Below are 23,638 nucleotides of genomic sequence, written 5' to 3'. Positions count from 1 at the left end.
GGAGCAAAATAGGGACCCGGGCGTTGAGGCGGGAGCCGCCGATACTCCGATAATGAGGGACGTGCGGCGGCAAGGGGTGGCTTTACCGGTGCCAAGGGGTTGGGGTTTCAGGACTATTTTGCTGTCCGGTGCAGTGATGCTGCCGACGATGGCGCATGCGCAACTAGCGCAGCCCGGTGCCACACAGGGCGCGCCGTCTCGTCAGCCGGCACCGGCGACGCCGACCAGCCCGAACCCTGTTGCGCCCGTCATCGGTCAGGATACGCCGATCGTGCCCGACGCCGAATTCGAGAAGCAGATGCCGGCGCTATCGAACGATATCAATGCACCGCTGGAATCGATCGAGGCGTTCGATGCGCCGCCGCCCGCACCCGCAGCCGGCACGCCCGCCCCGGCTGTCGCGGCGCAGGATCCGGAACTGACCCAGCCGCTCGTCCCGCTCGGCAGCTTTGACGTCACGCCGGTCGAGATCGCGGGCGTCGATGACCAGAAACCCGTCGAGATCCGCTATTCGGTTAAGGTCGACGGCCTCGACGCGATCGGCCTGACCGCGCGGTTCAACGAGCTGTCGGCCCTGAAGGACGACAAGGACGCGCCGAACGCCGCGGTCGTCTCTGCGCGGGCCAAGGAGGACGAGCAGCTCGCAATCCGCCTGATGCGCTCGCTCGGCTATTATGACGCCACGGCGTCGTCGGCGATCGAGCAGCTGCCGGGCAACCCCGGTCGCGTCCGCGCGACGCTCACCGCGCTGCCGGGCACGCTCTACACGCTCGGCTCGGTCAAGGTCGTGGCCGACGCTACGATCCCGCCCGATTTGCCCGCGCGCGAACTGGCGCTGAAGATCGGCGATTCGATCGATGCCGAGCGCATCCAGGCGGCGGAAGCGAACGTCAGCCTGCGCCTGCCGCAGCAGGGCTATCCCTTCGCCGAGGTCGGTCAGCGCGACATCCTGCTCGACGAACAGGTGTTCAAGGGCGACTATACCCTGCCGGTGACGGTCGGCCCGCGCGGCAGCTTCGGCGCCATCGTGACGAAGGGCGATTCCGTCTTCGCGGTCGATCACATCGACGTCCTGCGCCGTTACAAGGAAGGCGAGTTGTACGACGCGCGCAAGGTCGACGACCTGCGCGAGGCACTGGTCGCGACCAGCCTGTTCTCCAGCGTCGCGGTCGAGCCGCAGCGCACCGGGCGCACCAATCCGGACGGGACAGAGGCGGTCGACCTGCTGGTGACGCAGAACAAGGGGCCGGCGCGCACACTGGCGGCGTCGGCGGGCTATGGTACGGGCCAGGGCTTCCGGCTGGAGGGCAGCTGGACCCACCGCAACCTGTTCCCGCCTGAAGGCGCGTTGATCGTGGCGGGCGTGGCGGGCACGCAGGAACAGGGGTTGTCGGGCACCTTCCGCCGCTCCAACGCCGGCAAGCGCGACCGCACCTTCACGATCATCGCCGCGGCCAACCACTCGAACTACGACGCGTTCGAAAGCTTCACCGGCACGCTCGCCGCCAAGATTTCCTACGATTCCACGCCGATCTGGCAGAAAAGGTTCACCTATGCGTTCGGCGTCGAGCTGACCGGCACCAACGAGGACCGCTTCGTGCCCGCCACCGGCCTGCGCGAACGGGGCACCTATTTCATCGGCGCGCTGCCGGTGCAGGGCCAGTGGGACACGTCGGACAATCTGCTGAATCCGACCAAGGGCTTCCGATTCAAGGCGAACGTCAGCCCCGAGGCATCGATCAACAGCGGCATCCGACCCTACGCCCGCGTCCTGCTGGAGGGCACGGCCTATTATCCGGTCGCGAGCAACATCGTCATAGCCGGTCGCCTGCGCGGCGGGTCGATCGCGGGCATTTCGCGCGACGACCTGGCACCGTCGCGACGCTATTATTCCGGCGGCGGTGGGTCGGTGCGCGGCTTCGGCTATCAGGAGCTCGGGCCGAAATCGATCGAGGCCAATCCAAACTTCGACCCGACGGATCCCGACGAAAAGGATCCGCCCACGGTCGCACGCCCCTTGGGCGGGCGCAGCGTGAACGAGGCTGCGATCGAGGTGCGCTACCGCTTCGGCAACTTCGGCATCGTGCCGTTCGTCGATGTCGGCCAGGTCTATGACAGCGTGCTGCCGAAGGGTTCGGACCTGCGCTTCGGCGCCGGCATCGGCGGGCGCTACTACACCAATTTCGGGCCGTTCCGCATCGACGTCGCCACCCCGATCGGGCGGCGCGCCGGTGAATCGAAGATCGCACTCTACCTCGGCATCGGGCAGGCATTCTGATGGCTGAGGAACAGGTCGTCGTCGTGGAGCGTCGCCCGGTGTGGCAGACGGTCGTCAAATGGGTCGGCATCGTGCTCGCCGCACTGGTGCTGCTGGCGATCGTCGTGGTGCTGGGGATCAACACCCAGCCGGGGCGGCGCTTCGTCGCCGATCGCCTGTCGGCCTATACGCTCGCCAACGGCCTGAACGTCCGCGTCGGGCGGATCGAGGGGTCGATCTACGGCGCGATGGTGCTGCGCGACGTGCGCGTGCAGGATCAGAAGGGCACGTTTCTCATGTCGCCCGAACTGCGCGTCGACTGGCGTCCGTTCGCGTTCGCGCGCAATCACGTCGATGTGCGCTCGCTGACCAGCCCGCTCGTCAGCATGAGCCGTACGCCCGAACTGAAGGCAACGCCGACCGATCCGAACGCACCGACGCTGCCCGACATCGACATCGACGTGAATCGCTTTGCGATCGACCGCATCGACCTGGCGCCCGCGGTCAGCGGCGCGCGTCGCCTCGCCCGTGTGCAGGGCAGCGCGCATATCGCCGACGCCCGCGCGCAGGTGGTGCTGAACGGCGCGACGCTGACCGCGCCCGGCATCGCCGGCGGCGACCGCGTCGCGCTGACGCTCGATGCTGTCCCGGATCGGGACAGGCTCGACCTCGACCTGAAGCTGAACTCTCCCGCCAACGGCCTTGTCGCCGGCATGGCCGGGCTGAAGGCGCCGCTGACCCTGTCCGTCGACGGCCGCGGCGGCTGGTCGTCCTGGACCGGTCGGGCGATCTCGACCCTCGGCGGCGGTCAACTCGCAAATCTCGCGATAAGCGCGAAGAACGGCAATTTTCAAATCCGCGGCACCACTCAACCCGGCCTGTATCTCCAGGGCCCGGTCGAGCGCCTCACCGCGCCGCGCCTCGACGTCGCGATCGACGCGGCGCTGGCTGAACGCATCGTCGATGCCAAGGTGCAGCTGCGCTCCGCCGCGCTACAGGTGTCGGGCGACGGCAAGATCGATCTGGCACAAAGCCGCTTCGACGATTTCCGGGTGGAGGGCGTGCTGCTTACCCCCGGCTCGATCGCGCCGAACCTCAACGGCCGCTCGGTCCGCACCGCGCTGGCGCTCGACGGTGCGTTCGCGACGCCCGTCGTCGATTACAAACTGCAAGCGGCGGCATTAGGCTTCGGAGAGATCGTCGCGCAGGGCGTCTATGCCGAGGGTCGGGCACAGATCGATGCCGACCGCATCATGGTCCCGATCACCGCGCGGGCGACGCGCATTTCGGGGCTGAACGCCGCTGCCGGCGGGCTGCTGACCAATGTCTCCATCAAGGGTGACTTGGCGATCGACGGCGGGACCGAGATCCTGTCCGACAATCTGCGCCTGCGTTCCGACAAGATCGACGCGACTGCGATCATCGCCGCCAATCTCGCCACGGGCCGCTATGCGGGTGCGCTGAAGGGGCGGATCAACGATTACCGGATCGACAGTTTCGGCATCGTGAACCTGACCACCGACGCCAGCCTGTACACCGCCCCCGCCGGCGGTTTCGGCATCCGCGGGCGCGTGGTCGCGCAGACCAGCCGCATCTTCAACACCGGCGCCCGCGACTTCCTGGGCGGCAACGCGATCGCGCGGGTGGACCTGAACTACACGCCACAGGGTATCATCCTGTTCAACAACGTCCGCGTCACCGCACCGCAGTTCCGCGTGCTGCGCGGGTCCGGCCGCTACGATCCGGCGGGGCCGCTGCTGGTCGATGCCGATGCCTATTCGACGCAATATGGCCCGATCAGCGCGCGCGTTACGGGCACGCTGACCGCGCCGGTCGCCGTCGTCCGCGCCGCGCGCCCCGGCCTCGGTGTCGGGCTGGTCGATGTCGTCGCGACGATCCGCGGGCGCGGCGACAGCTATGCCATCGTCGCGCGCGGTGGGTCCGAATACGGCCCGTTCAGCGCCGACCTGCTGCTGCGTCCCGGCGCACCGCTGACCGCCGACATCCGCACCGCGCGCTTTGCCGGCATCGATTTCAACGGTCGCATCCAGCAGACCCCGGCGGGGCCGTTCGCGGGCCGCCTGCGCTTCGCCGGATCGGGCGTCAGCGGCACGCTCTCTCTCGCGTCGCAGGGCGGCTACCAGCGCGCCGACGTCGATGCGCGCGCCAGCAATGCCGTCATCCCCGGCACCGCCGGGCTGACGATCGGTCGCGCGATCATCGTCGGCACCGCGGTTCTCTATCCGAACCAGCCGACCGTCACCGGCGACGCCCAGATCGCCAATCTGAAGATGGGCGAGTTCCTGCTCCGCACCGCGCGCGCCAAGGTCGACTACCGCGGCGGCAACGGCACGGCGCAGGCGTTTGCCGAAGGGTCATCGGGCGTCCCCTTCCGCATCGGCGCGAACGCGCGCTTCTCGCCGCGGCTGTGGGTCGCGGCGTTGCAGGGCACCGCCAGCGGCATCAATTTCCGCACCGCGTCGCCGGCGCGGATCGAGCCCGGTCGCGACGGCTATCGCCTGCTGCCGACCCGCGTCGATTTCGACCAGGGCTCGGTGCGGCTTGCCGGCCTCTATGGCCGCACGACGAGTCTGCAGGCAAGGCTCGACCGGCTTGACCTCGCGATCGCCAACGCGTTCGTGCCGGGTCTCGGCATCGGCGGCAACGCGACCGGCAGCGTCGATTACAGCCAGGCCGGCAATGCCTTCCCCGCGGCTCGGATGAAGCTCGATATCGCCAACTTCACCCGCTCCAGCCTGGCTTCGGTATCGACGCCGGTGAACGTCCAGATGGCCGGCGCCCTCGAAGCCAGCGGCGGCGATCTGCGCGCGCTGGTGAAGCGGGGCACGACCACCGTCGGCCGCATGGTCGCATCGCTGCGCCCGGTTGGGGCCGGCGCGGGCAGCTGGGTCAGCCGCATCACCGCCGCGCCGCTTTCGGGCGGCATCCGCTACAACGGGCCGGCGGGCGTGCTGTTCTCGCTCGGCGGATTCGCCGGACAGCAATTGTCGGGCCCGATCGGCGTCGCGGCGGACTTCGGCGGGCGGGTATCCGCGCCGCAGCTGACCGGCATCGTCCGCGCATCGAACCTGACGTACGAGAACGAGATCTACGGCACGCGCCTGACAAACATGCGGGTGAACGGGCGCTTCACCAACGACCGGTTCGAGCTGACCGAGCTGAACGCCCGCGCCGGCGAAGGCACCGTCGCGGCGCAGGGGACGGTCGGGCTGTCGTCTGTCGCCGGCTTCCCGATCGACGTTCGCGCGACGCTGAACGACGCCCGCCTTGCGAGGAGCGACGCGCTCGGGGCGACCGCGACCGGTACGATCCGCGTCACGAACAGCGCGGCGAACGGTGGGCTGATCCAGGGTGAACTGATCCTGCCCGAAGTCCGGTACGAAGTGATCCGCCAGGGTGCCGCCGAGGTGCCCGAGCTGACCGGCGTGCGCCGCAAGAGCGACGCCGCCCGCGCCACCGCGGCGCAGCAGGCCGCGCGCGCGTCGCCGCCGGGACTGTTCAAGCTCGACCTGCGCTTGCGGGCCGACAACCGCCTGTTCGTCTCTGGCATGGGGCTGGAATCCGAATGGCTCGCCGACATCCGCGTCGGCGGCACGTCGGCGGCGCCGCAAGTGACCGGCCAGGCGCGTGTCGTTCGCGGCACCTACAGCTTCGCGGGCAAGCGGTTCGACCTCTCGCGCGGGATCGTCCGTTTCGAGGGCGGGCCGCTCGGCAATCCGGCGCTCGACATCGCCGCGACGACAACGACGGAGGGTATCACCGCGACGATTACGATCGCCGGCAACGCGCTGTCGCCGCGATTGAGCTTCACGTCTTCGCCGAACCTGCCGCAGGACGAGGTGCTGTCGCGGCTGCTGTTCGGCAGTTCGGTCACGAACCTGTCGGCGACCGAGGCGATCCAGCTCGCCGCCGCGCTCAATTCGCTGCGCGGGTCGGGCGGAGGCGGGCTCAATCCGCTCGGCAAGCTGCGCTCGGTGACCGGTATCGACCGCCTCCGGATCCTGGGCGCGGACGAAGCGACGGGACGCGGCACTGCGTTGTCGGCGGGCCAGTATCTGACCGACGACATCTACATCGAGATCATCACCGACTCGAAGGGCTTCACCGCCACCCAGCTGGAGATCGCGCTGACCAAGGCGCTCAGCCTGCTGTCGTCGACGGGGTCGTTCGGCGGATCGAACGCGACGCTGCGCTACTCGAAGGACTATTGACGCCGCTTCCCCGCCGAACTTACAATCGTGTAAATAGTCGGCGGAGATGGGTGTGAGCGAGTGCGTCGATGTCTTGGTGGTCGGGGCCGGCATTTCCGGCATCGGCGCCGTCTATCACCTCCAAACCCGCGCGCCGGATCGCAGCTACGCGATCCTCGAGGCGCGGGGCGACTTGGGCGGCACGTGGGACCTGTTTCGCTATCCCGGCATCCGGTCGGACAGCGACATGTACACGCTGGGCTTCGCGTTCAAGCCGTGGACGAATGCCAAGGCGATCGCCGACGGTCCGTCGATCCTGGCGTATCTGCGAGAGACCGCAGCGGAGTACGGCATCGACCGCCACATCCGCTATCGTCACCGCGCGGTCGCCGCGGCATGGTCGAGCGCGGACGCGACGTGGACGGTGACGATCGAGCGCGGGGAGGCGCGCGAACGGAGCGAAATCCGCTGCAACTTCCTATACATGTGCTCCGGCTATTACGACTACGCCAAGGGGTACGCGCCCGATTTCCCCGGCAGCGATCGCTTCGCGGGGCGCATCGTGCACCCGCAGTTCTGGCCCGAAGACCTCGATTATGCCAGCAAGCGCGTGGTCGTGATCGGCAGCGGCGCGACCGCGGTGACGTTGGTGCCCGAGATGGCGAAGACCGCGGCGCACGTGACGATGCTGCAACGCTCCCCCACCTACGTCGTGTCGCGCCCGAGCGAGGATGCGCTCGCCAACTGGCTGCGCGCGAAGCTGCCGGCGAAGACGGCCTATGGGCTGACGCGGTGGAAGAACGTGCTGCTCGGCCAGTTCTTCTTCGGGCGGGCGCGGAAGTATCCCGCTAAGGCGAAGCAACGGTTGCTGGGCTGGGTGCGCGAGCATCTCGGCCCCGACTACGACGTTGATCGCCACTTCACCCCGCGCTACAACCCGTGGGACCAAAGGCTGTGCCTGGTGCCTGACGCCGACCTGTTCACCGCGATCAAGGCTGGGGATGCGAGCGTCGTGACCGACACCGTCGACAGCTTCACCGAAACCGGCATCCGCCTGACATCGGGGGAAGAGGTGCCCGCGGATATCATCGTCACCGCTACGGGGCTCGAAATGCAGTTGATGAGCGGGATCGCCCTGTCGGTCGACGGCACGGCGATCGATCCGGTCAGGTCGATGAATTACAAGGGAATGATGCTGTCCGACGTGCCCAATCTGGCGCTGTCGTTTGGATATACCAACGCGTCCTGGACGCTGAAGGCGGATCTGACGTCGGGCTATGTCTGTCGCCTGCTGAACGCTATGCGGGCCCGCGGCATGCGGCAGGTGACGCCGCGTCTACGGGATGATGACGTCGAGCCGGTCGATTTCCTCGACTTTTCGTCAGGCTATGTCCGGCGCGCGATGGATCGGTTTCCCAAGCAGGGATCGAAGGCGCCGTGGAAGCTCCACCAGAACTACACCAGGGATCTGATGGCCCTGAAATTCGGATCGGTGGACGACGACGCGATGGAGTTTTCCAACCCGGTGCCGAAGGGTCAGGCCGCGGCCTGATCCCTGGATTTCAGCAACGCGCTGCGCAGGCATTCGCAGGTGACCTGATCGCGCTGGTTGATGAGGCGGTGGCGGAACGTGACTATGCCTTGGCCGGGGCGCGACTTCGACGGGCGCAGCTCCACCACCTCGGTCTCGGCGCGCATCGTGTCACCGATGAAGACCGGGTTGGGCATCACGACCTTGTCGTATCCGAGGTTGGCGACGAGCGTGCCGAGCGTCGTGTCGCCGACCGACAGCCCGACCATCAGCGCGAAGGTGAAGGTGCCGTTGACGAGGATGCGGCCGAACTCGCTCGCGCCCGCGACCTCGGCGTCGAGGTGCAGCGGCTGCGGGTTGTGGGTCATCACCGTGAACAGCAGATTGTCGGTTTCGGTGACGGTGCGGGTCATGTCGTGGCGGATCGTGTCGCCGACCTGCCATTCGTCGAAAAAGCGTCCGGCCATCAGCGTAAATCCCCGAAATGCAACTTGAACCCCAAATGGCTCTGATCCCAGCCGAGCCGGGTGTAGAAACGGTGCGCGGCGGTGCGGTCGGATTGCGAGGTCAGCTGCACGAACTTGCAGCCGCGCTGACGGCAGCGGGCGACCGCCCATTCGATGAGTTGCCGGCCCAGGCCGTGCCCGCGCAGGTCGCTGGCGATGCGGACCGATTCGATCTGTCCGCGTAGCGCCCCGCGGAAGGCGAGGCCGGGGAGGAAGCTGATCTGGACCGTGCCGACGATGCGATCCCCCTGCTCGGCGACGATCAGCTCCTGATTGGGATCGGCATCGATCGCGGCGAAGGCGGCTTCGTAGGCGGGGTCGATCGGCAGCGACGCATCCTCGCGGCGGGCGCCGTTCACGTCGTCGGCCATCAGCGCGACGATGGCGGGGACGTCGGCGAGAGTGGCTGGGCGGATGGCAAGGGTCATTGCGTCCCGCCCATCGTGCTCCCGCGCCGCCGGGAGTCCAGAGTTACAATGCGCAGCGCCCGTGGCTCTGGGTTCCCGCCGGCGCGGGAGCACGGGGAGGGGGGCCGCTCGCTCACGCTTCGATCCGTTCGATCCGCACCAGCATGCGGCCTTCGCCGACCTGTTGCCCGGCCTCTGCATCGAGTTCGGCGACGGTACCGTCGAACGGCGCGGTCAGGCCGTGTTCCATCTTCATGGCCTCGAGCGTGACGAGCTTCTGGCCCTTGGTCACGGTATCGCCCGCAGCGACCTCGACCGCGATGACGCGGCCCGGCATCGGCGACAGGATCGCACCGTCCGCCGCCGCGCCGCCGGCGCTGCCGGTCGCGCGGTAGGGCGCGATCCGCCAGGTCTGGCCGCCTTCGGTCAGCAGCACGCCGTCACCGTCGACGGGCTCGCCGCCGTCCGCCGCGCCCGATGCTTCGCCCTCTACCGGCACGCCGTCCGCGAGCATCCGCACGCGGGTGCAGGGTGCGGCATTCAGGCGGAAGCCGGCGAGGGGCTGATCCTGCACGAATAGCGCCGCGGCTTCGTTGAGCGCCTCCGCGCTCGGCAGCGCCTCGGGCAGCAATGCGTCGCCCTCGCGCGCGATGAAGCCTGTGTCGAGATCGGCAGTCACGAAGGCCGGATGGTCGAGCGCGCGGACGAGGAAGCCGGCGTTCGAGCGGATCGGCCAGACGACCGCGCCTTCCAGCGCCGCAGCGAGTGCCTCGCGTGCTTCCTCGCGGTCCTCGCCCCAGGTCACCACCTTGGCGATCATCGGGTCGTAGAAAGGCGACACCTCGCCGCCTTGCTCGACACCGGTTTCGATGCGCGCGTCGTCGCCCAGGTCGAATGCGTCGAGCCGCCCGACGCTCGGCAGGAAGCCCTTCGCCGGGTCTTCGGCATACAGCCGCGCCTCGATCGCCCAGCCGTCGATCGCGAGTTCGTCCTGACGCTTGGGGAGCGGCTCCCCGCTCGCCACACGCAACTGCCATTCGACCAGATCGACGCCGGTGATCTCCTCGGTCACCGGGTGTTCGACCTGCAGGCGCGTGTTCATTTCCATGAACCAGATGCGGTCGGCGCGGAGACCGTCGCTGGCGTCGGCGATGAATTCGATCGTGCCGGCGCCGACATAGTTGACCGCCTGCGCGGCGCGGACTGCGGCGGCGCAAATGTTCTCGCGCGTGGAGTCGTCCATGCCGGGGGCGGGGGCCTCTTCGATCACCTTCTGATGGCGTCGCTGAAGCGAGCAGTCGCGTTCAAACAGGTGGACGACCTGGCCATGTTTGTCGCCGAAAACCTGCACCTCGATGTGGCGCGGCGAGAGGATGTATTTCTCGATCAGCACGCGGTCGTCGCCGAAACTCGACGCCGCTTCACGCCGGCAGGATTGCAGCATGTCGTCGAATTGCTGCGCAGCATCGACGCGGCGCATGCCCTTGCCGCCGCCGCCCGCGACCGCCTTTATAAGCACCGGATAGCCGATCGCATCGGCCTCACTGCGCAGCCGCTCAGGGCTCTGGTCGTCGCCGAGATAGCCGGGAGTAACCGGCACGCCCGCCGCGATCATCCGCGCCTTGGCGGCATCCTTCAGGCCCATCGCGCGAATGCTGTCGGGGTTGGGTCCGACCCAGACGAGCCCGGCGTCGATCACCGCCTGCGCGAAGTCGGCATTCTCGCTCAGGAAGCCGTAGCCGGGATGAATCGCCTCCGCACCGGTTTCCTTCGCGGCGGCGATGATGCGCTCGCCGACCAGATAGCTTTCGCGGGCCGGGGAGGGGCCGATGTGGACGGCCTCGTCGGCCTGCCGCACGTGCAGGGCATTGGCGTCGGCATCGGAATAGACCGCGACGGTGCGGATTCCCATCGCACGCGCGGTGCGGATGATGCGGCACGCGATCTCCCCGCGGTTGGCGATCAGCAGCGATGTCAGCATGTTTCGAATTTCTCGAAGGTCGTGCGTGTGCGCGACAGAAAAAGCGCGGAAGTTTCGGGAAGCGTCATGTGTCGGACGCTAGTCGACGGACGGCAAGTAGGACAGGCGCGGTGGGCGGTCATGGCGCGGGGCAATCGGTGGTGCGCTGCGTCCAAGTGATGTTGAGCACCCTCCACCCGCCGGCATCGCGCACCATGTCGAAATGATCGGTGCCGCAATGACTTGACTTGCCGTCGATGGTGAAGACGTACGGGCTCCAAACGACCGCGATGTCGCCATCGATATCGACCGAGGGGTTGATGAGCCGCTCCTCCAGCCGCTCGGTGCCCTTCGGCACGCCAGCGGCAAACTCGGCCCAGCTGAGCGTACGCACCACCTTCGTCCCGTCGGCCCTCGTCACCACTGCGGTCGCGCGGCCGTCCGCGCGGGTCTGCGCGGCGATCTGCGCTGCGTCGCGCGCGGTGAGCGCGGCGAACATCCGGTTGATCGGCGCGAGGACGGCGGCGCTGTCCGCGTCCGGCGGCGGCAGCGGCACCGCCTTTGGCAGAGGCTGGATGGGCGTGGTCTGGAGCAACAGGGCGAGGAGGATCATCAGAGCGTTCCTTATGCGGGCGGGCGGCGGTCGGTTCGGATCACATCCGGAACACGCCGAACGCCGGGCGTTCGGGGATCGGGGCGTTGAGCGTGGCGGCCAGCGCGAGGCCGAGCACGTCGCGGGTCTGCGCCGGGTCGATGATGCCGTCGTCCCACAGCCGCGACGTGGCGTGCCAGGGATTGCCCTCATCCTCGTAGCGTTCGCGGATCGGCTGCTTGAAGGCTTCGGCCTGTTCTGGCGTCCAGCTGTCGGCGTCGCGGTGAACGGTCGCCAGCACGCTCGCCGCCTGTTCGCCGCCCATCACCGAGATGCGACTGTTGGGCCAGGTGAACAGGAAGCGTGGGGAATAGGCGCGCCCGCACATGCCGTAGTTGCCCGCGCCGAAGCTGCCGCCGATCAATACGGTGATCTTCGGCACGCTGGCGGTCGCGACGGCGGTGACGAGCTTGGCGCCGTGCTTGGCGATGCCCTCCGCCTCATACTTGCCGCCGACCATGAAGCCCGAGATGTTCTGGAGGAACAGCAGGGGGATGCGGCGCTGGCACGCGAGCTCGATGAAATGCGCGCCCTTCTGCGCGCTTTCGCTGAACAGCACGCCGTTGTTGGCGAGGATCGCGACCGGCAGCCCGTGAATGTGCGCGAAACCGCAGACGAGGCTGGCGCCGTACAGCGCCTTGAATTCGTGGAATTCGGACCCGTCGACGATCCGCGCAATCACCTCGTGCACATCATAGGGCGCGCGAACGTCCTGCGGGATGACGCCGTAGAGTTCCTGCGGGTCGAACTTGGGCGGCTGCGGATCGATGACGTTGACGTCCGGCAAATGCTGCGGCTGCAGCGTCGAGACGATGTCGCGCACGATCGTCAGCGCGTGTTCGTCGTTTTCGGCGACGTGATCCACGACGCCCGACTTGCGCCCGTGGGTGTCGGCGCCGCCCAATTCCTCCGCCGAGATGACTTCGCCGGTCGCGGCCTTCACCAGCGGCGGGCCGGCGAGGAAGATCGTGCCCTGGCCGCGGACGATGATCGTCTCGTCCGACATGGCGGGGACATAGGCGCCGCCCGCGGTGCAGCTGCCCATGACGCAGGCGATCTGCGGGATGCCCGCCGCCGACATCTGCGCCTGGTTGAAGAAGATGCGCCCGAAATGCTCGCGGTCGGGGAAGACCTCGGCCTGGTGCGGCAGGTTCGCGCCGCCGCTGTCGACCAGGTAGATGCAGGGCAGGCGGTTCTCCAGCGCGATCTCCTGCGCGCGGAGGTGCTTCTTCACCGTCATCGGGAAATAGGTGCCGCCCTTCACTGTCGCGTCGTTGCAGACGATCATGCATTGGCGGCCGGAAACGCGACCGATGCCGGCGATCATGCCGGCACCGGGCACTTCGCCATCGTACAGGTCGTGTGCGGCAAGCTGGCCGATTTCGAGGAAGGGCGAACCGGGATCGAGGAGGTGCTCGACGCGGTCGCGGGGCAACAGCTTGCCGCGCGCGGCATGGCGGTCGCGCGACTTCGCGTTGCCGCCCATCGCAGCCGCCGCCACATCGCTGCGCAGCCGCTCGACGAGTGCAGCATTGTGCGCAGCATTGGCGCGGAAAATATCGCTGTCGGGGGACAGCGCGGTGGTCAGGACGGGCGCGCTCACTGCGCCACCCGCTCGTGCGCGCCGATCAGTTCGCGGCCGATCAGCATGCGGCGAATCTCGTTGGTGCCGGCGCCGATATCGAGCAGCTTCGCATCGCGGAAATAGCGTTCGACCGGCCAGTCCTTGGTATAGCCGGCGCCGCCCAATGCCTGGATAGCCTCGCCCGCGACCTTCACCGCATTCTCGCTCGCCAGCAGGATCGCGCCGGCAGCGTCGAAGCGCGTGGTCTTGCCCGCGTCGCACGACCGCGCGACGGCGTAGACATAAGCGCGCGCCGAATTGAGCGCGACGTACATGTCGGCGACCTTGGCCTGCATCAGCTGGAAGCTGCCGATCGGCTTGCCGAACTGCTTGCGCTCGCGGACGAAGGGCACGACCACGTCGAGGCAGGCCTGCATGATGCCGAGCTGGATACCCGACAGCACCGTGCGCTCGTAATCGAGGCCCGACATCAGCACGCCGACGCCGCCGTTTTCCGGACCCATGACGTTCTCGAACGGCACCTCGCAATCGTCGAACACCAGCTCGGCGGTCGGCGATCCGCGCATGCCCATCTTGTCGATCTTCTGCCCGATCGAGAAGCCGGGCATGCCGCGCTCGATCAGGAAGGTGGTGATGCCGCGCGATCCCTCGCCGGTCTTGGCGTACACGACCAATGTGTCGGCATAGGCGGCGTTGGTGATCCAGAATTTGGTGCCGTTGAGGACATAGCCGCTGTCGGTGCGGCGGGCCTGCAGCTTCATCGACACGACGTCGGAACCGGCGCCGGCCTCCGACATGGCGAGGCTGCCGACATGTTCGCCGGAAATCAGCTTCGGCAGGTATTTCGCCTTCTGCTCGGGGTTTGCCCAGCGCGCGATCTGGTTGACGCACAGGTTGGAATGCGCGCCGTAGCTGAGGCCGATCGAGGCCGAGGCGCGGCTGACTTCCTCACAGGCGATGACATGCTCGAGGTAGCCGAGCCCCAGGCCGCCGTCATCCTCCGGCACGGTGATGCCGTGCAGGCCGAGCTCGCCCATCGCGGTCCACAATTCGTCGCGCGGAAACCAGTCGTCGGCGTCCACCTTCGCGGCCAGCGGCGCGATGCGATCGGCAGCGAAGCGAGCCGTCGTCTCGCGGATCATGTCGGCATTCTCGCCCAGGCCGAAATCGAGCGTCGCTTCCATCAGTCTCTCCCATGCGCGCGCACGCGCTCGCCGATCCGATTGGGGCAGGCGGGGCGATTTGCCAAGGGGTTGCGGCGCGCGAACGCCGCGGGAGAGCGAATGAAACGGGGCGAGCGTCAGGCGCGCCGGGCGGCGATGATCGGTCCGCCGCGACCCTGTTGCAGCAGCAGCGCGGTGGCGAGGCCGGGGACGGCGGGCGGCAGGGCATAGCGTTTCGCCGCGCCCGACCAGCTGCCGAGCGGGGTCAGCTCGCGCACGATGTTGCGGTGCGCGATCGTCCGCCCGCCATTCTCGCCCGCGCGGATCGCGACCTGAAGCGTGCGCGGATCGTAGCGGACGAGCCACAGCGTCGCGGGCGCGCCCGTGCGGGCCGCGGGGATGCCGATCGTCGATCCGTTGACCAGGATCGCGGGGCCGGGGCGGTTGTTGCGTGCTCGGGTGATGACGGCATCGACCTCCGCCGCGCGGCTGCCGACGATGGCGGTGCGCCCATCGACGATCATCTGCGGCGTCGACACGTTGCCGCGCCCCGCGGCGCGCGCATAGTCCCACTGCCGGTCGGTGAAAGCGGGCCGGGCGAAGCTGTCCTTCCACCCCAGCCGGTCCCAGTAGGTGACCGCGAAATTGAGCGCGATCACGTCGCTGCGGGCGGCGAGCGCGTTCAGGACCGCATCGGCGGGCGGGCAGGAAGAGCAGCCCTGACTCTGGTAGAGTTCCACCACGACCGGCGCGGCGACCGGCGGCGCCGCGGGCGCGCCCGACGTGCCGGCGAGCAGGGCAAGCGCGGCGATGAAGGCGGTGCGCATGTCTAGAACTCCTTAGTGAGGATATGGTGGACCAGCCCGTCGGCGAACCAGCCGCCGAGCAGCCGCCCGGCGAGCGCCACGCCGTCGGCCTCGCCGCGCGCGGTCACCAGCATGGCACAGATTTCGGCGAAACCGACGCCGGCGGACGCGAGGGTGATCGCGCCATATTCGATCATCTCGATCGTGCGGAAACAGGGCGTGAAGCCCTGTCGCCAGACGATGAGCATGGCGGGTTCGGGCAGCAGCGTGGCGGCTGGCGGCGCTTCCCCGGCGGCCAGCGCCGACCAGATCGCGCCGGCATTGGAGCGTACCGGCAGGGTGGCGAGATCGGGCACGAGGGCGAGCGCCGCTGCGTCCCAGTCGATGCGGGCGATCTCGGCAGGGGACAGGGGCGTCACGTCGGCGGCCTCGAAACAGCGTCCGAGCATCCATTCCAGAGCGGCGAGCTCGGCCACTTCGGGATCGTCGCGGTACCGGCGCGCGAGCGTGCGGTCGAACCCCTCTCCATAGGCGCCGAGCGTCCATCCGGCGGGGGGCGTCACCGCGATATGATCCTGCATCGCCGCCAGAAATGCCGGGCCGCCCAGCCACGCATGCGTCTGCGGATAGTGCGCGGCCAGACATTCGGTCAGCTGGACGCGGTAGGCGTTGTGATAGACCTCCAGCCCCGGCGCCGCAGCATCGGTCCAGTCGCCGATGGCGCCGGGAGCGTCGACGAGATGGCGGTGAAAGCCGCGCTGCAGGGCGAGCAGGCTCATGCCGCCATCCGGTCGCGCGCAGCGGCGATGCGGCGGGCGCAGTCGAGTTCGGCGAGCAGGTCGGTGAGCGGCGGGATAGCGTCGTCGCGCTCGATCATCGTCGCGACCGGCCCGACCAGCGCCAGCGCGGCGTCGTACAGCGCCCACACCGACGCCGGCACCGGCGTGTCGTGCGTGTCGATCAGCAGCGTGCGGCCCTGGCTGTGCCCGGCGAGGTGGATCTGGCGAACGCGGTCGGCGGGTACGCCGCGCAGATACTCCATCGCGTCGAAACCGTGGTTGGTCGCGCTGACATGGATGTTGTTGACGTCCAGCAACAGGTCGCAGCCGGTGCGCGCGCACATCTCCGCCATGAACTGCCACTCGGTCGCGTCGCCATCGAAGCGGATGTAGCTCGACGGGTTCTCGATCAGCATCGTCCGCCCGAGCCGGTCCTGCGCCCGCGAAATGTTGGTGCAGACGACGTCCAGGGCTTCGCGCGTGTAGGGCAGCGGCAACAGGTCGTGCGAATTGAACCCGTCGATGCGGGTCCAGCACAGGTGATCCGACACGAACAGCGGCTCGATGCGGTCGACCAGCGCCTTCAGCCGGTCGAGGTGATCGCGGTCGAGCCCGTCGGCGGACCCGATCGACATCGACACGCCGTGCAGCGCCACCGGATGGCGCGCGCGAACCCGCTCCAGCACGTCGACCGGGCGCCCGCCGTCGATCATGAAGTTTTCCGAGATCACCTCGACGAAATCGACCGGGACGGCGCTATCGAGGAAATCGGGGTAATGCTGTGCCCGCAGCCCCAGGCCGAAGCCGTGGAACGGGGTATTTGGCGTCTGCGTCATGGGACTTTCCCGCTACAGGGGCGGGCCCGGCGGTGATGCGCCGGGCCCGCGGGAAATCACTTGGCCTCGGTCAGGCTGCCACCCGCCTTGGCGCAGGCCTTCGCCGACATCGCCTTGAAGCCCTGGCCCTTGCAGGCGTTCTGGCCCTTGCACTCGTTGGCCGCGGTCTTGCAGTCCGAGGTGCCCTTGCACGTGTTGACGCCGTAGCAGTGGACCTGCTTCGCGCCCTTCGCCGCGGCGGGGGTCGCGGTGGTGACGGCGCCGGCGGCGATGACGGCGGCGGTGGCGGCGAAGCTGACGCCGAGGATGCGGGTGTTCATGGTCGAGGTCTCCGAAGGAATTGGGCCGAGAGCGGCACTGGTCCATTCGGTCGGCGCCGGGCGGCGGTTACATCACCAGCGCAACAATCGCGGGCCGATCAGCGCCCCCACCGCGGCGGCGGCGAGGATGCCGAGCGAGTACCAGACGAGGATGAACAGCGCCGACACCTCGGGGCAGTGCAGGCCGTAGAGGGTCGCCGCGCACGCCCCGGCGGCAAGACCGGCGACGGCACCCGTCAGGCGCAGCCGCGTCGGCGCGAACGCGCGGAACGCCAGCATCAGCCCACCAAGGATCGGCAGCGACAGCGTCGCGACCTTCATCGAACAGACGCGCCAGCTGCGCCCCTGCCACAACGCCGTCCAGTCGCCGGGCGGCGTTGCCAGCAGCTGCACAATCGCCAGCACGGCGAGCACGCCCACCGGCACCGCCAGCCAGCGCAAGCCACGCGCATCGGTCACCTCGGGCCGCGCCAGATGCGCGACCGCCGCCACCGCGATCGCGCCGAGCGAGATCGTGTAGCCCCACTTCATCCAGAATGGGAAACCGCCCACCGCCTGCGGAAGGTCCGGCCGCAGCCCGAGCCAGGCGGCGACCAGCGCCAGCGTGAGGGCTCCGCTGGCGGCGATGGCGAGCGCGATGCGTCGCGGAACCGCGCCGCGCGGGACCGCACGGGACTGTGCCGCAAGCGCCGCGACCAGATCCTCGGTCCGCATCAGGCACCGCCCCGAATGCGGCGGGCAAGCGCGGTCAGGCCGCGGTGGGCCGATACCTTGACGTCGGATTCGCCGATGGTGCCGCGCCGTGCGGCCTCGGCCGTCGTCAGCCCCTCGATCCTGGTTTCGCGGATGATGCGCGCCTGCTTGGGGGACAGGGTGCCGAGCAGCCGGTCGATATCCATCCGCGCGCAGGCCGCGTCCTCGAACCCTTCGGCGACCAATATGTCCTCGAGCGCGTCGATCGGCACCGTCACCCGCCGGCGGCGGAAGAAATCGACCATCTTGTGGCGCGCGATCGCATAGCACCACGCCGAGAAGACGCGGTTGCGGTCATAGCTGGCGCGGCGGGTGTGGAGAGCGATCATCGTGTCCTGTACCAAATCCTCGACGTCCTCCGCGGCACCCGTCAGGCGCCGCGCGAAAAAGGCGCGCAGCATCGGCACGAGCGCGTCGAGCAATGCGGCATAGGCGCGCGAGTCTCCATCGAGACCCCCGATCATCCACCGCCTGAGCTGGTCCTCGCTCGCCCTCACATGCACTCCCGAGCCGGTATTCGCTGGGATCGCGCGATCGGTTACATCGCCGGCGCGGTCCCGGTTGCCGCGCGATCGCGGTCTTGAGTGTAACCGATGTCGGCGCCGGCGCGAAACACTGGACGTGACCCTGCCCCCAAAGGCCTCCCCGGGTCACCGTGCGGCGGGCCGTCCCTTTGGCTCGCCGCACGTAGAGGCCGCTGCCAAGGAAATCACCGTGACCAACACTCCCGCCACGATCGCCGCCGCGCTTGCGCTCAGCATCGCCCTCGGCAGCGCCGCCACCGCCCAGAAGGCGGGCAAGGCGATGGAGAAATGCTACGGCGTCTCCCTCGCCGGCAAGAACGACTGCAAGGCGGGCGCCGGCACCAGCTGCGCCGGCACGTCGAAGGTCGCCTATCAGGGCGATGCGTGGAAGCTGGTGAAGGCCGGTACCTGCACCGCGATCAAGACGCCCAAGGGCAATGGCTCGCTGACGCCCAAGGCTTAAGCCGCGAGCGGCCCGACGGATGGAGAGCGTGATGATCGACGATACCAATGTGTACGCACGCGCGGCGGCGCGCCTGAACCGCGCGATCCCGCGCGACCTGCTGCTGCTCGTCGCGCGGCTCGGCATCGCCGCGATCTTCTTCCTGTCGGGCCGCACGAAGGTGGAGGGGGTGCTGACCATCACCGACGGTGCCCGCGACCTGTTCGCGAACGAATACGTCCTGCCGCTGATCCCGCCCGACGTCGCGGTCTATGCCGCGACATATTCGGAGCACCTGTTTCCGATCCTGCTGGTCCTCGGCCTCGCCACCCGCGGCGCCGCCGCCGCGCTGCTCGGGATGACGCTCGTCATCCAGCTGTTCGTCTATCCCGACGCTTGGCCCACCCACCTCAGCTGGGCGGCGATCCTGCTTCCCCTGATCGCACGCGGCCCGGGCCGCTGGTCGCTCGACCGCGCGTTGGGACTGGAGACTGGCGCGTAGGCCAGTCGGAAAGCGCCGGCGAGACCATCCTCGCGCGCGCTCATTCAAATTTTGCGAGATTGGTGACCCCTACGGGAATCGAACCCGTGCTTCAGCCGTGAAAGGGCCGCGTCCTAACCGCTAGACGAAGGGGCCACGTGCCGTGGCAGAGGCGCCGGTTAGGGAAAGGTGGGCGCGGGGTCAAGCGGTCTTCGGATCAATCGCACCAGGCGGCGTCGTCGAGGTGGAGTTCGGCGGCGGGGCGGCTGCCCCAGTCGTCCAGCTTCGCGCGTCCGGCGACCCACAGGCGGCGGTGCGGGGGCGCGCCGATCAGCGCGGCGCCCAGCGGCGTGTCGGCGCTGCGGAACGCCATCGCCTTCAGGCTGCGACCGTCGTCTCCGGCGACGATGGCGCGGACGTGGCCGTTGCCGACCACATCGGCCTTCACCACCCGGACCGGGCCGGCAGCGACGCGGGGCGCGGGCCAGCCCATGCCGTAGGGGCCGCCCGCCTCCAGCGCGCCGACCAGGTCGGGGGACACGCCGCCGGGCGCGAGCACCGCGTCGAGCAGCAGCGCGCGACCATCCGCCGAGCGTGCCACCGCTTCGGTCAGCCGCTCCTCCAGGAAGTCGGCGAACGCGGCGACCCGGTCGGCGGCGATGGTCAGCCCCGCCGCCATCGCGTGGCCGCCGCCTGCCACGAGCAGGCCGTGTTCCTTGGCCGCCAGCACCGCGGCGCCGAGATCGACACCGGGGATCGAGCGGCCCGAGCCCTTGCCGACGCCGTGCTCATCGATGGCGATGACGATCGCGGGGCGGCCGGTCTTTTCCTTCAGCCGGCCCGCGACGATGCCGATGACGCCGGGGTGCCAGCCCTGGCCGGCGACGACGGCAACGGCGCGGTTGTGCTGTGCGGCGATCAGCGCCTCGGCCTCGACCTGAACGCCCGCCTCGATCGCGCGGCGTTCCTCGTTCAGCCGGTCGAGTTCCTCGGCGATGGCGCGCGCTTCGTCGGGGTCGTCGGTGGTGAGCAGGCGCACACCGAGGTCGGACTTGCCGACCCGCCCGCCGGCGTTGATGCGCGGGCCGAGCGCGAAGCCGAGGTCGCTGCACGTCGGCGCGCGGGTGAGGCGCGAGGCGGTGATGAGCGCGTTCATGCCGACGCCGCGCCGGCCAGCCATGACCTTCAGGCCCTGTGCAACGAACGCGCGGTTCAGGCCCTTCAACTGCGCGACGTCGGCGACGGTGCCGAGCGCGACGAGATCGAGGAGGTCGAGCAATCGCGGTTCGGGTCGACTCGCGAAAAAGCCGCGTGCGCGCAACGTGCGGAGCAACGCGGCGCCGAGCAGGAAGGCGACGCCAACGGCGGCAAGGTGGCCGTGGGCGGCGCCATCGGTTTCGTCGAGGCGGTTGGGGTTCACGAGCGCGTGGGCGACGGGCAGCGCACTGGCACATTGGTGGTGATCCACGACCACCACGTCGATGCCGGCGTCGGCGGCGGCCTGGAGCGGGGCAAACGCTTGCGCTCCGCAATCGACGGTGACGATCAGCCGCGCGCCCTCCGTGCCCAAACGGATCAGCGCGGCGCTGGTCGGGCCATAGCCTTCGGTCATTCGGTCGGGGATGTAAGCGGTGGGCGACAGGCCCAGATCGCGCAACAGGCGGATGACGACGGCCGCCGAGGTCGCGCCATCGACGTCGTAATCGCCGAACACCGCGACTTGCTCGCCCGCGACCACGGCATCGGCCAGGCGATCGGCGGCGCGGTCCATGTCGCGGAAGATCGAGGGGTCGGGCATGAAACCGCGGATGCTGGGGCTGCGGTACATCTCCAGCGCGTCGCGCGGGCAGCCGCGCGACAGCAGCAGGCCGGTGACGAGATCGTCGGGGACGAGGCCGTCGCGGCGGTCGTCGGCAAGCCCGCGCCAACGCCACGGCTGGCCGAGGATCGATCGTTCTATGCCAAGGACATTGCTCATCGCGGACCCCTGTAGCCGCGATGCGTCAGCGCAACCAATGGCCTTCGCGAAACCATTTGGTGATGACGTATTTCGTGCCCTTCGTCACCGCGGTACCCTCATGCAGGGTGAAGGGATTGGGGCTGCCGTCGGCGGCCATGTTATTCCAGGCGAGCAGCAGGCGCTTGCGCGGCGGGATGCGGATGCCGGCCTGGGGAAACCACGTCGTGCCGCCTTCCTCGACGTCGCTCAGGTAGATCATCGCGGTCCAGGTGCGCTGGCCGCCCTCTGCTTCCATGCGCGGCCAATAGGGCATGTCGGAGCGGAAATGGTCGTAATGCGCGCGGAACTGCTGTCCGGGGGCGTAGCGCTGGCCCTGCATCGTCTCGCCGTGCGCATGGGGAATGCCGAGCAGGTCGGCGATGCGCTCGTCGATGCGGCGCACCTGCGGGGTGTAGCGATGGAGGTCGCAGCTTTCGCTGGTGCGGAATTCGCTGTCCTGGGTTTCGGAGAGCAGGGTGGACGGACGCCGGCCCTTGTCGATCAGGAAGCACAGGCCGTGGCATTCCTCGTCGGTCACGAAGTCGGCCATGTAATAGACCTGCGCGGTGTCGATCTTCGCGCGCTTGACGCCGGGCATCGCATCGAGCCGGGCGCCGACGTCGATACCGAAGCGGGCGCGGGCGGGGGAGGGCTTGTCGGGGTTGGTGAGCGCGATCGTCATGACGCTGCCCAAGTCGCTCCACTGCCTCGCAAAAGCAAGGGGCCAGCCCGCTGACGGACCGGCCCCGTGCCGAGTTACCAGAAGATGTCGTAGATGACGTCGACGACTTCACCCGAATAGACATCGACCAGCAGCGCATCATTGTAATAGCGCACCCAGCGATACGGGCCGTACGCTTCGGGCAGGCGGTACTGCCACGGATCGTCGATCCAGTAGTTGCGCGAGTACAGCATCGCGCCGAGCGTCAGGCCGATCCCGAACCGCTGGTAGCCGTAGTGGTACCCCTGCGGCGCGTAGTAGCGCGGCAGGCGGTAGGCACCCCGGTTGCGGCTGCGGAAATCCTGCCAGTCGTAGCGGTTGTCGTTGCGCCACGTCCGGTTCCACCGCTGAGCGTTGGAGCGGTTGTCGCCGCGGCTCCAGTTGCTGCCGTTCCAGCCCGAGTTGCCGTTCCACCCGGAATTGCCGTTCCAGTTGCCGCGGCGGTCGTCACGCCGGTCGTCCCGGCGATCATCGCGCCGGTCATCGCGCCGGTCGTCCCTGCGGTCACCGCGCCAGTCGGGGCGGCGATCCTGGCTGTAGGTCGGGCGCGCCACGCCGTTGTTGCGCAGATACTGGCCGTCGGGCTGGCGATCGACCTGACGATCCGGGCGGCCGCGGTTGAAGTCGCGGACTTCGCCACGCTGTTCGCGGTTGAACACCGGTGCCGGCTGTTGCTGCTGCGGCTGTCCGCCACCACGCCAGTCGCGGCGCGGCTGCTCGGCCTGCTGCACCTGAGCGGGCGCCGGTTGGGCCTGACGCGCGGCGCGTTCTGCCTGACGCTGGGCGCGGAAGGCTTCGCGGTCGAAGGTCTGGCCTTCGGCACGCACCTCTGCCCGAGCCTCGGCGCGGGCGCCGCGCCCGTCCTGTTGCGACTGGTCACCGCCGCGGTTGCCGCGTCGGCCCTGCCATTCCTGTGCGCTCGCCGCGATCGGCACCAGCGCGGTCGCCGCGATCAGCGCAACCAAGATCGGCTTCTTCATGCCTGTTACTCCACTGGCCGGATCCCCGGCGTTGTCGGTAAAGCCGGGTTAGGCCTGCGGGGATGAGCCGTGGCTGAATTGCGTTGAAAGCAATCCGTCAGGATTGCGGGCGCGCAGGCGGCGGGGCGAGCGCGGGCACGTCGCGCGCGGCCTCCGCCGGGTCGACGTCCGGGCGCGGCGTCGGGGCGATCGTCTCGTCCCCGCGCATGACGCTGGCGGCCTGCAGGATCGCGTCGGTCAGGCGGGGATAGATGCCGCAGCGGCACAGGTTGGTGATGCTGCGGCGGACATCGTCCTCGCTGGGATTGCGGTTACGCCGCAGCAGCGCCTGCGCGGTCATCACGATGCCGGGGATGCAGTAACCGCATTGCACGACGTTCGCCGCCAGCAGCGCCTGTTGCAATGGGTGGCTGCGATCGCGCGACAGCGCCTCGATCGTGGTGACGAACGCGCCCTCAATACTGCCGATGGCGACCGTGCAGGATCGTACCGCGACACCGTCGATATCGACCGTGCACGCCCCGCAATCGCCGCTGCCGCAGCCGTATTTCGTGCCGGTCAGGTTCGATGCGTCGCGCAGCGCCCACAGCAGGGGGGTGGCGGGATCGAGGCGGTACTGGACCGGCTGGTTGTTGACCGTGAAGCGCGTCATCGGATCGCTTGGTAGCGCGGGCGCAGCGAATGGCAAACCGCGCCGGAACGCTCTCGCGCTCGCGGGGTTAGGC

General features: G+C 68.8%; 21 protein-coding genes and 1 tRNA gene. 5 read left to right on the top strand and 17 right to left on the bottom strand.

Annotation, left to right across the window (positions count from 1 at the left end; all coding sequences use genetic code 11):
* Nucleotides 1-148: 148 nt before the first annotated feature.
* Genes M9980_RS05785 through M9980_RS05775 form a run of 3 tightly spaced genes read left to right on the top strand, consistent with a single transcriptional unit; the run spans nt 149 to nt 8,020 of the window.
* Nucleotides 149-2,278, top strand: a complete 2,130-nt coding sequence (locus M9980_RS05785) for an autotransporter assembly complex protein TamA (protein WP_422921394.1) — start codon at nt 149-151, stop codon at nt 2,276-2,278.
* Nucleotides 2,278-6,489 carry a translocation/assembly module TamB domain-containing protein gene (locus M9980_RS05780; RefSeq protein ID WP_250754362.1) on the top strand — a complete coding sequence of 1,404 codons (4,212 nt, stop codon included), beginning with the start codon at nt 2,278-2,280 and terminating at the stop codon, nt 6,487-6,489. The genes M9980_RS05785 and M9980_RS05780 overlap by 1 nt, the downstream gene beginning before the upstream one ends.
* A gap of 46 nt (nt 6,490-6,535) precedes the next feature.
* Nucleotides 6,536-8,020, top strand: a complete 1,485-nt coding sequence (locus tag M9980_RS05775) for a flavin-containing monooxygenase (protein ID WP_340689115.1) — start codon at nt 6,536-6,538, stop codon at nt 8,018-8,020.
* Here M9980_RS05775 and M9980_RS05770 read toward each other — a convergent pair.
* From M9980_RS05770 to M9980_RS05715, 12 genes are all read right to left on the bottom strand, one after another.
* Complete coding sequence (locus M9980_RS05770) at nt 8,005-8,466, bottom strand: MaoC family dehydratase (protein ID WP_250754360.1); 462 nt, start codon at nt 8,464-8,466, stop codon at nt 8,005-8,007. The genes M9980_RS05775 and M9980_RS05770 overlap by 16 nt on opposite strands.
* Nucleotides 8,466-8,933 carry a GNAT family N-acetyltransferase gene (locus M9980_RS05765; protein ID WP_250754358.1) on the bottom strand — a complete coding sequence of 156 codons (468 nt, stop codon included), beginning with the start codon at nt 8,931-8,933 and terminating at the stop codon, nt 8,466-8,468. Before M9980_RS05765 ends, M9980_RS05770 begins: the two co-directional genes overlap by 1 nt.
* Nucleotides 8,934-9,045: 112 nt before the next feature.
* Nucleotides 9,046-10,893: an acetyl/propionyl/methylcrotonyl-CoA carboxylase subunit alpha gene (locus tag M9980_RS05760; RefSeq protein ID WP_250754356.1), complete on the bottom strand. Its 1,848-nt coding sequence runs from the start codon at nt 10,891-10,893 to the stop codon at nt 9,046-9,048.
* A gap of 118 nt (nt 10,894-11,011) precedes the next feature.
* Nucleotides 11,012-11,485 carry a nuclear transport factor 2 family protein gene (locus M9980_RS05755; RefSeq protein ID WP_250754354.1) on the bottom strand — a complete coding sequence of 158 codons (474 nt, stop codon included), beginning with the start codon at nt 11,483-11,485 and terminating at the stop codon, nt 11,012-11,014.
* 40 nt (nt 11,486-11,525) lie between these two features.
* The gene (locus M9980_RS05750; protein WP_250754352.1) at nt 11,526-13,127 is read right to left on the bottom strand and encodes a carboxyl transferase domain-containing protein; all 1,602 of its coding nucleotides are present in this window, start codon (nt 13,125-13,127) and stop codon (nt 11,526-11,528) included.
* Nucleotides 13,124-14,293, bottom strand: coding sequence for an isovaleryl-CoA dehydrogenase (locus M9980_RS05745; protein ID WP_277998317.1), 1,170 nt, complete (start codon nt 14,291-14,293; stop codon nt 13,124-13,126). Before M9980_RS05745 ends, M9980_RS05750 begins: the two co-directional genes overlap by 4 nt.
* A 116-nt stretch (nt 14,294-14,409) precedes the next feature.
* Nucleotides 14,410-15,099 (bottom strand): DUF1223 domain-containing protein, encoded by a 690-nt coding sequence (locus M9980_RS05740; protein WP_250754350.1) that lies wholly within the window; start codon nt 15,097-15,099, stop codon nt 14,410-14,412.
* A 2-nt stretch (nt 15,100-15,101) separates the two neighbouring features.
* The gene (locus M9980_RS05735; RefSeq protein ID WP_250754348.1) at nt 15,102-15,857 is read right to left on the bottom strand and encodes an HvfC/BufC family peptide modification chaperone; all 756 of its coding nucleotides are present in this window, start codon (nt 15,855-15,857) and stop codon (nt 15,102-15,104) included.
* Entirely contained in the window at nt 15,854-16,693 is an 840-nt protein-coding gene (gene bufB / locus M9980_RS05730) for an MNIO family bufferin maturase (protein WP_250754347.1), read from the bottom strand. Before bufB ends, M9980_RS05735 begins: the two co-directional genes overlap by 4 nt.
* Before the next feature lie 56 nt (nt 16,694-16,749).
* Entirely contained in the window at nt 16,750-17,013 is a 264-nt protein-coding gene (gene bufA2 / locus M9980_RS05725; protein ID WP_250754346.1) for a BufA2 family periplasmic bufferin-type metallophore, read from the bottom strand.
* Nucleotides 17,014-17,085: 72 nt separating this feature from the next.
* Nucleotides 17,086-17,727 carry a DUF1109 domain-containing protein gene (locus tag M9980_RS05720; protein WP_250754345.1) on the bottom strand — a complete coding sequence of 214 codons (642 nt, stop codon included), beginning with the start codon at nt 17,725-17,727 and terminating at the stop codon, nt 17,086-17,088.
* Entirely contained in the window at nt 17,727-18,263 is a 537-nt protein-coding gene (locus M9980_RS05715) for a sigma-70 family RNA polymerase sigma factor (RefSeq protein ID WP_250754344.1), read from the bottom strand. Before M9980_RS05715 ends, M9980_RS05720 begins: the two co-directional genes overlap by 1 nt.
* A 217-nt stretch (nt 18,264-18,480) precedes the next feature.
* Between M9980_RS05715 and M9980_RS05710 the strand changes: the two genes are divergently transcribed.
* Both M9980_RS05710 and M9980_RS05705 read left to right on the top strand, forming a co-directional pair.
* Nucleotides 18,481-18,753: a BufA1 family periplasmic bufferin-type metallophore gene (locus M9980_RS05710; RefSeq protein ID WP_250754343.1), complete on the top strand. Its 273-nt coding sequence runs from the start codon at nt 18,481-18,483 to the stop codon at nt 18,751-18,753.
* A 31-nt stretch (nt 18,754-18,784) separates the two neighbouring features.
* Nucleotides 18,785-19,234 (top strand): DoxX family protein, encoded by a 450-nt coding sequence (locus M9980_RS05705; protein ID WP_250754341.1) that lies wholly within the window; start codon nt 18,785-18,787, stop codon nt 19,232-19,234.
* 60 nt (nt 19,235-19,294) lie between these two features.
* On the opposite strand, the gene M9980_RS05700 is transcribed toward M9980_RS05705, so the two are convergent.
* The 5 genes from M9980_RS05700 to M9980_RS05680 all read right to left on the bottom strand — a co-directional run bounded on the left by M9980_RS05700 (nt 19,295) and on the right by M9980_RS05680 (nt 23,565).
* Nucleotides 19,295-19,369, bottom strand: a tRNA-Glu gene (locus M9980_RS05700).
* A gap of 61 nt (nt 19,370-19,430) precedes the next feature.
* Nucleotides 19,431-21,191 (bottom strand): single-stranded-DNA-specific exonuclease RecJ, encoded by a 1,761-nt coding sequence (gene recJ / locus M9980_RS05695; RefSeq protein ID WP_250754339.1) that lies wholly within the window; start codon nt 21,189-21,191, stop codon nt 19,431-19,433.
* Between the two features lie 25 nt (nt 21,192-21,216).
* Complete coding sequence (locus M9980_RS05690) at nt 21,217-21,894, bottom strand: 2OG-Fe(II) oxygenase (protein WP_250754337.1); 678 nt, start codon at nt 21,892-21,894, stop codon at nt 21,217-21,219.
* Between the two features lie 74 nt (nt 21,895-21,968).
* A complete protein-coding gene (locus M9980_RS05685; protein ID WP_250754335.1) occupies nt 21,969-22,913 on the bottom strand; it encodes an RcnB family protein in 945 nt (314 codons plus the stop codon).
* Between the two features lie 97 nt (nt 22,914-23,010).
* Nucleotides 23,011-23,565: a (2Fe-2S)-binding protein gene (locus tag M9980_RS05680; protein ID WP_250754333.1), complete on the bottom strand. Its 555-nt coding sequence runs from the start codon at nt 23,563-23,565 to the stop codon at nt 23,011-23,013.
* Nucleotides 23,566-23,638 lie beyond the last annotated feature (73 nt).

The organism is Sphingomonas donggukensis (genome assembly GCF_023674425.1).
GTDB classification, from domain to species: domain Bacteria; phylum Pseudomonadota; class Alphaproteobacteria; order Sphingomonadales; family Sphingomonadaceae; genus Sphingomonas; species Sphingomonas donggukensis.
This window is presented reverse-complemented; position numbering and strand designations above follow the sequence as displayed.